The organism is Sphingomonas sp. GW821-FHT04B01, from assembly GCF_059420425.1.
Genome location: NZ_JBWKTR010000002.1, coordinates 554,538 through 561,300 on the forward strand (window position 1 = coordinate 554,538; position 6,763 = coordinate 561,300).

Here is a 6,763-nt window from a genome sequence, read left to right on the forward strand (position 1 = left end):
CTTCATCAATTGGGCGCGATCGTGATGGCGAGCGCAAGCGTCTGCGACCCACGTTCGACGGTGATGGGGATGTTGCCGCCGCCGGCGAAATCGGCGGTGACGCGGTCAAGGTCCTGCGGGCCGCTGACCGGTCGGCCGCCGATCGCGGTGACGACGTCGCCGTCGCGCAGGCCGGCGTTGCGGAACAGCGCGCCCGACCCCTGCGAACGGACGACGAGGCCGGAGATGCGGCCCGAATCGATGCGCGGGATGAAGCCGATCTCGTTGCGGATCTGGTTGGCGCGGATCGCCGCGGGGGCGCCGGTGCCGGGCGACGGCGGCGCGGGCGGCGTGCCGGGGGCGCCGAGCGCGGCGGGCTGGGCGCCGGCGGGCGCGTCGGACTGGACGAGGAACAGATCCTCGGCCGTGCCGCCGCGATCGATGGTGATATGGTCGAAGGCGACGGCCTTGAGCCGGACGCCGGGCTGGATCTCCTCGCCCACCGCGACGCTCTTCTGGACGTTGTCGGGACCGGCGAGGATCGCCGAGCCGCGGCCCGACGCCTCGTCGACGCGGATGCCGAACAGCGTCAACTGGAGCGAGGTGACGGTCGCCGGCCCCTGTTGCGGGCCGCCGAGGCGGAAGAAGGGATCGAAGCCGGCGAGCACGTCATAGGGGCGGCCGGGCACGGTGACCGCCGCCGGGCGCCAGTCGCCGAGCGGCGACACCGGCGTGACGAGCGTCCACACCAGTCGCGCGCTCTGCGTCGCCAGCCCTGCGATCAGGATCAGCTCGGCCAGCGAATAGACGTTCACGACGGGCAAGCGGCGCAAAAGGCGCCGCGTGCGCGCGTCGAGTTTCAAGCGCATGAAGTCATCCCGTCCCGCAGCGTCCGCCTACGCATGGCATGTTACGCTTTTGCGGCAAAGAGGGATCATACGGTGACGATGCGGGTGCCGAGCCGTTCGGCTTCCTCGGGATCGTGGGTGACCATCAGGATCGGCAGGCCGGCCTCGTCGCGGACGCGGAGCAGCGCGTCCATGATCTCGCCGCGGCGCGACCGGTCGAGCGACGACAAGGGCTCGTCGAGCAGCAGGAAGGCGGGGTCGCTGAGCAGCGCGCGGCCGATCGCGACGCGGCGTGCCTCGCCGCCCGACAGGGTGCGCGGCCAGCGGTCGAGCAGATGGCCGATGCCGAGCATCGCGACGGTGGCGGCAAGGCCGCTGTCGTCCGCGGCGCCGTAGAGGAGGTTGGCGCGGACGCGGCGATGCGGGAACAGCCGCGGGTCCTGGAAGACGTAGCCGGCGCGGCGGTGCTCGGGGGCGACGTCGACCGCTTGCGCCGAATCGAACAGCGTGCGGCCGGCGACGACGATGCGGCCGGCATCGGGGCGGAGCAGGCCGGCGACCATGTTGAGCACGCTGGTCTTGCCGATCCCCGACGGGCCGAAGAGGACGGTGAGCCCCTCCCCCGCATGCAGGTCTAGCGCGACCGAGGCTTCGCCGAGCCGCTTCTCGACGCGGATCTCAAAGGACATGCAGGCCCCGGCGGACGCGGCGGGTGAGCAGTTCGGAGATCAGCAGCGCGGCGAGGCTGAGCGCCACCGACATGGCGGAGAGGCGCCAGACGGTCGCCTCGGCACCGGGCTGCTGGAGCGCCGAATAGATGGCGAGCGGCAGCGTCTGCGTCTCGCCCGGCACGTTGGAGACGAAGGTGATCGTCGCGCCGAATTCGCCGATCGAGCGCGCGAAGCCGAGCACCGCTCCGGCGAGGATGCCGGGCAGGCTGAGCGGCAGGGTCAGCGTCCAGAACACCCGCCACGGCCCGGCGCCGAGGGTGCGCGCGGCGCTCTCGAGGCGGCGGTCGACCGCCTCGATCGACAGCCGCATCGCGCGGACCATCAGCGGCAGCGCCATGATCGCCGCGGCGATCGCCGCGCCGGTCCAGCGGAACAGGACGGTCACGCCGAACCAGCGTTCGAGCAGGCTGCCGAGCGGCCCGTTGGGACCGAAGGCGAGCAGCAGCAGCCAGCCGGTGACCACCGGCGGCACCACGAGCGGCAGATGGACGAGCGCGTCGACCAGCAATTTGCCGGGAAACCGCCCGCGCGCGAGCAGCCACGCCAGCGCGAAGGCGAGCGGCAGCACCGCCGCCATCGCGACGCCGCCGACCTTGAGCGACAGCGCGACGATCGTCCATTCGGCGGGCGACAGCATCAGCGCGGGGTGAATCCGTAGCCGGCGAAGATCGCCTTGCCGGGGCGGCTGATCAGGAAGCGGCGGAAGCCCTCCCCTTCCGGATTGCGCGAGGCGGCGAGGCGAGCGACGGGATAGGTGATCGGCGGATGGCTGCGCGCCGGGAAGACGCCGGCGATGCGCACATTGGACGACGCCCTCGCGTCGGTGGCGTAGACGATGCCGAGCGGCGCGGCGCCGCGCTCGACCAGCGTCAGGGCGGCGCGGACGCTGTCGCCGCGCACGATTTTGGCGGCGACCGCGCTCCACACGCCGAGGCTGCGCAGCGCCGCCTCGGCGTAGCGGCCGGCGGGGACCGGCGCGTCGGCCATCGCCAGCGGCCCGGCGGCGAGCACCCGTGCCAGCGCGGCCGGCGGGCGGACGGGGATGCTGCGGACCGGATTGCCCTTCGCCGCGACGACGACCAGGCGGTTGCCGAGGAAGGTGACGCGGCTGCTCGCGACGATCAGCCGCTTGGCGGCGAGCGCGTCCATCCACTCCTGATCGGCGGAGACGAACAGATCGGCGGCACCGCCCGCCTCGACCTGCCGCGCCAGCGCCGAGGAGGCGGCGAAGGACACGACGGGGCGCGGATGGCCCTGCCTCGCCCAGGCGTCGGCGGCGGCGTTCATCGATTCCTGAAGGCTGGCGGCGGCGAGCACCAGCGGCGGCTTGCGCTGCGCCGCCGCGGGCGCGGCGATCGCGAGCGACAGGAGCAGCAGGAAACGGATCATCACGGCACCTCGAACCAACGAATATATACCGCCGTATACAAGGGCTGCGTCCGGCGCGACCGGCGTTTTCAGCGCGGTCGCGGCGCGCGCCTCTCCGCAGCGAATCCTCTCGTATCGCCCCCTACCCGCAACCATCCTCAGCCCGGAACCAGTCGGGGGTGAAGGGGAATATCGCCGACAGGGATTCCAAACCGCATCACGTCGCGCTCACCCGGCCGGTGCGCTGGAGCTTGCCCCAGCCGACCATCGGGCCGCGCAGCGCCTGGGCTATCGCCTTCAGCACGACGTAATACATGATCTGGCGATAGCCGATCCGTTGCGGGATCAGCAGCCAGAGCAGGCGCCATTTCTCGCGGCGTTCGAGCGCGAAGGCGATTGTCGCGGCGAGCAGGTCGATCGCGGTGAACACCAGCCAGAAGCCGAGCATCGTATAGACGTCGTGGCTGGTCTGCGCCCAGCCGTGCGCCTGGATGTCGAGATAGGTGACGAAGAAGCTGACGAGCAGCGCCAGATCGATGATCGGGCTGATCGCGGCGAGCAGGATCTGGAAGACGATCGCCTGCGGCAGGCCGACCCAGCCGAGCCCGCGCGGGGCACTGCGGCCGATCGCCGAGCGATGCTTCCACAGGCATTGCAGCGTGCCGAACGCCCAGCGGAACCGCTGCTTGGCGAGCGCGCGGAACGTCTCGGGTGCCTCGGTCCAGGCGATCGCATATTGGTCGTATTGCACGCGCCAGCCGGCGCGCTGGATCGCGATGGTGAGGTCCTGATCCTCCGCCAGCGTGTCGTGCGGATAGCCGCCCACCGCACGGATCGCCGCCAGCCGCCACGCGCCGACCGCACCCGGCACGACGGTGATCGCGTTCAGGCGGGCGAAGGCGCGGCGTTCGAGGTTCTGCGCGGTGATATATTCGAGCGCCTGCCATTTGGTGACGAGGTTGACCCGGTTGCCGACCTTGGCGTTGCCGGCGACCGCGCCGAGCTGCGGATCGTCGAACCAGCGCGCGAGGCGGGCGATCGTCGTCGGCTCGAACTGGGTGTCGGCGTCGAGCGCGATGACGATCTCGCCCTTCGCCAGCTCCAGCCCGGTGTTGAGCGCGCGCGCCTTGCCGCCATTCTCCAGCGTCAGCAGGCGCACGCGGGGATCGTCGGCGAAGGTGGCGGCGACGATCGCGGAGGTCGCATCCTTCGAGCCGTCGTCGATCACGATCACCTCGATCCGCACGTCGGTGGAGGCGAGCACGCCGCGCACCGCGCGTTCAATGACGCGCTCCTCGTTATAGGCGGGGATGAGCACGGTGACGAAGCGGTCGGGGTCGATGCGCGGGAAGACGGTGCGCCCCTCGCGCCGCGCCTGGATCAGCGCCAGCGCGGAGAGCGCCAGCGCGCGCAGGATGCCGATCGCGATCGCGATCGCGAACAGCCAGCGCAGGCCGATCGCCATCGCGCCGAGCATGGTGAACAGGCCGAGATCGACATTGGCGGCGAGCTGGTCGCTGGCGCTGATCGGCGGCATCGCGGCACGGCGCGACAGGCCGGCGAGCGTCGACACCGGCACGAACTGATAGCCGAGCGCGCGCAGCCGATCGATGATCACCGGCAACGCCGCGACCGTCTCGGCGCGATTGCCGCCGGCGTCGTGGAGCAGGATGACGTTGCGGCTGCAATCCGCATCCGAATCCTCGTCGCAATGGTCGGGGCCGCTGGTCACCCGGGCGATGGTGGCGTCGATGATCTGCTGGACGCCCGGCCGCTTCCAGTCGCCGGGATCGACGTGCAGGCCGACCGAGACGTAACCGCGTTCCTGCGCCTGCAGGGCCGGCTCGATCTCGTCGGCGGTGGAGGGTTCGGCGTCGCCGAAATAGGGCGCGCGGAAAAAGCGCAGCGAATGGCCGGTGAACGCCTGGAACAGGCGCTGCGTCGCATTGAGCTCGAACCACACCTGCCCCGGCGAGACGGTGGCGAGGTTCGGATGGGTATAGGTGTGGCTGCCGATCTCATGCCCCTCGGCGACCATCCGCTGGAGCAGCGAACGCTGGGTCAGCGCATTCTCGCCGACGATGAAGAAGGTGGCGGCGACGTGCTTCTGCTTGAGCACGTCGAGGATCTGCGGCGTCCAGGTGCGATCGGGACCGTCGTCGAAGGTCAGCGCGAGCTGGGTCTTGCGATAGCCGGTGCGATCGACCTCATAGGCCTTGGGCAGGCGATCGAAGCGCACGTCGGTGATCGCCCCACCCGGCCCCGCCACCGCATGACGCGCGCCGGGCACGGGGGTGGCGGCGATCTTGAGGATCTCGCCCGCGCCCTCGATGTCGACGTTGGTGCCGGCGGGGATGGCGTCGATCGCCGACGGCGGCGGCAAGGTGCGGTGATCGCGGCCGAACAGCGACCACAGGCCCGGGTCCTCCGAACCCAGCCGCCACAGAGCGACGCTGCCGACGCCGGCGCGGTGCAGCATCTCGATCTGGTTATAGGCGGAGGCGGCGTCGAGCAGCCAGACGACGTGGCGGGTGCCGCCCTCGCTATAGGCGAAGCTGCTGTTGCCGCTGGCGCGATCGAAGGCGGGCATCGTCCCCGAATCGCGCGCCGCCTGCCACGCCTCCTCGACGCCGAGCGGGTCGCCGCTGCCGTCGTGCCAGTCATAGGCGTAGGAGCCGATCGCGACGACGAGCTTGGCGGCGGGGATGCCGCGCGCCGCATTGGCGACGGTCTCGGCGAACCAATGCTGCGAGGCGATCGGACCGGCGGGGCCGCTCGTCTCGTGCTCGTCATAGGCCATCAGGAAGATCTTGTCGGTGACCCGGGCGTAGGCGGGCAGGTTCCAGTCGGGATTGGCAACCGGCGCGGCGATCGATACGCTCCAGCCACGCGGTGCGAAGCGGCGCTGCGCCTCGCCGAGGAAGGTGCGATAGTTCGCCTGCGCGCTCGCCGGCAGGTCCTCGAGATCGAAGAAGGCGCCGCCGGCGCCGTTCGCCGCCAGCCACGGGATCAGCCGGTCGAGAAAGGCGGCGCGCGCTTTCGGGTCGGCGAGCAGCGCGGCGGTGCCGGCGCCGTCCCAGGTGCCGTTGGTGGCATTCTGGATCATCGGGATGACGACCGGGCGATGCACCGCGCGGTTGAGGATGGCGCGGCCGGCGGTGTCACGGAACACGGTGAGGTGATGATCGGCGCCGGTGACCGAGACCCAGCCGGGGATCACCCAATCGAGCTGTTCGACATGGCGTTCGAGGCTGGCGGCGCTCGACGGGTCCCAGGGGGTGTGGAAGGCGATGGCGAGGTTGGGGTTGGCGGCCGCATCCTTGCCCCGGCCGGTGCCGAGCAGCTCGCCGGCGTAATAATTGAGGCCGCGCTTGGCGCGACGGATGACGCCGTGCGGGGGGGCGAGCCGGCGCAGCACCGGGCGCTCGACGTCCACCGGCAGCAGCGGCGCCGCAGGGACGGCGCCGATCGACACCGCGAACACCGCGACCGCGAGGATGACCAGCGCGACGAACGCGACGACGCCGAGCGTGAAGCGCCGCTTGCGCCGCCCGCTGGCGTCATAGAACACGGGATATTGAGACATGATACGGCACTTCCCCCCCGCCCCACATGCGCCAGACCGGGTGCCGCTATCAAGACGCGCCGATGACAAAGCCGTCACGGGCGGCGATCATACGCGGTGCAGGGGTCGACGTTCGGTCACTCCTCCTACCGGGCACGGCCATCGCATACGGACATCTGTTTGATCCGGACGACTTTCCAAACCCACTCCGTCACCCCGGACTTGATCCGGGGTCCCGCTTCTCTGGACTTGTCTCTTCTACACATCTGACG

Annotated in this window: 5 protein-coding genes; all 5 read right to left on the reverse strand. The window is 70.8% G+C overall.

Going from position 1 to position 6,763, the window contains the following annotated elements; translation table 11 throughout:
* Nucleotides 1–5: 5 nt before the first annotated feature.
* Complete coding sequence (locus tag AC07UH_RS08835) at nt 6–848, reverse strand: type II secretion system protein N (protein ID WP_038659802.1); 843 nt, start codon at nt 846–848, stop codon at nt 6–8.
* Between the two features lie 65 nt (nt 849–913).
* Nucleotides 914–1,516, reverse strand: coding sequence for an ATP-binding cassette domain-containing protein (locus AC07UH_RS08840; protein ID WP_495180093.1), 603 nt, complete (start codon nt 1,514–1,516; stop codon nt 914–916).
* Nucleotides 1,506–2,195 carry a molybdate ABC transporter permease subunit gene (gene modB / locus AC07UH_RS08845; RefSeq protein WP_495180092.1) on the reverse strand — a complete coding sequence of 230 codons (690 nt, stop codon included), beginning with the start codon at nt 2,193–2,195 and terminating at the stop codon, nt 1,506–1,508. The genes AC07UH_RS08840 and modB overlap by 11 nt, the downstream gene beginning before the upstream one ends.
* Nucleotides 2,195–2,947, reverse strand: coding sequence for a molybdate ABC transporter substrate-binding protein (modA, locus tag AC07UH_RS08850; protein WP_495180091.1), 753 nt, complete (start codon nt 2,945–2,947; stop codon nt 2,195–2,197). The genes modB and modA overlap by 1 nt, the downstream gene beginning before the upstream one ends.
* A 196-nt stretch (nt 2,948–3,143) precedes the next feature.
* Nucleotides 3,144–6,512 carry a glycosyltransferase gene (locus AC07UH_RS08855; protein ID WP_495180090.1) on the reverse strand — a complete coding sequence of 1,123 codons (3,369 nt, stop codon included), beginning with the start codon at nt 6,510–6,512 and terminating at the stop codon, nt 3,144–3,146.
* Nucleotides 6,513–6,763: the final 251 nt, after the last annotated feature.

What these genes read in the sequence shown, in the direction of transcription:
- AC07UH_RS08855 (WP_495180090.1), bottom strand. Translation starts at nt 6,512, where the DNA reads ATGTCTCAATATCCCGTGTTCTATGACGCCAGCGGGCGGCGCAAGCGG.
- modB (WP_495180092.1), bottom strand. Translation starts at nt 2,195, where the DNA reads ATGCTGTCGCCCGCCGAATGGACGATCGTCGCGCTGTCGCTCAAGGTC.
- AC07UH_RS08840 (WP_495180093.1), bottom strand. Translation starts at nt 1,516, where the DNA reads ATGTCCTTTGAGATCCGCGTCGAGAAGCGGCTCGGCGAAGCCTCGGTC.
- AC07UH_RS08835 (WP_038659802.1), bottom strand. Translation starts at nt 848, where the DNA reads ATGCGCTTGAAACTCGACGCGCGCACGCGGCGCCTTTTGCGCCGCTTG.
- modA (WP_495180091.1), bottom strand. Translation starts at nt 2,947, where the DNA reads ATGATCCGTTTCCTGCTGCTCCTGTCGCTCGCGATCGCCGCGCCCGCG.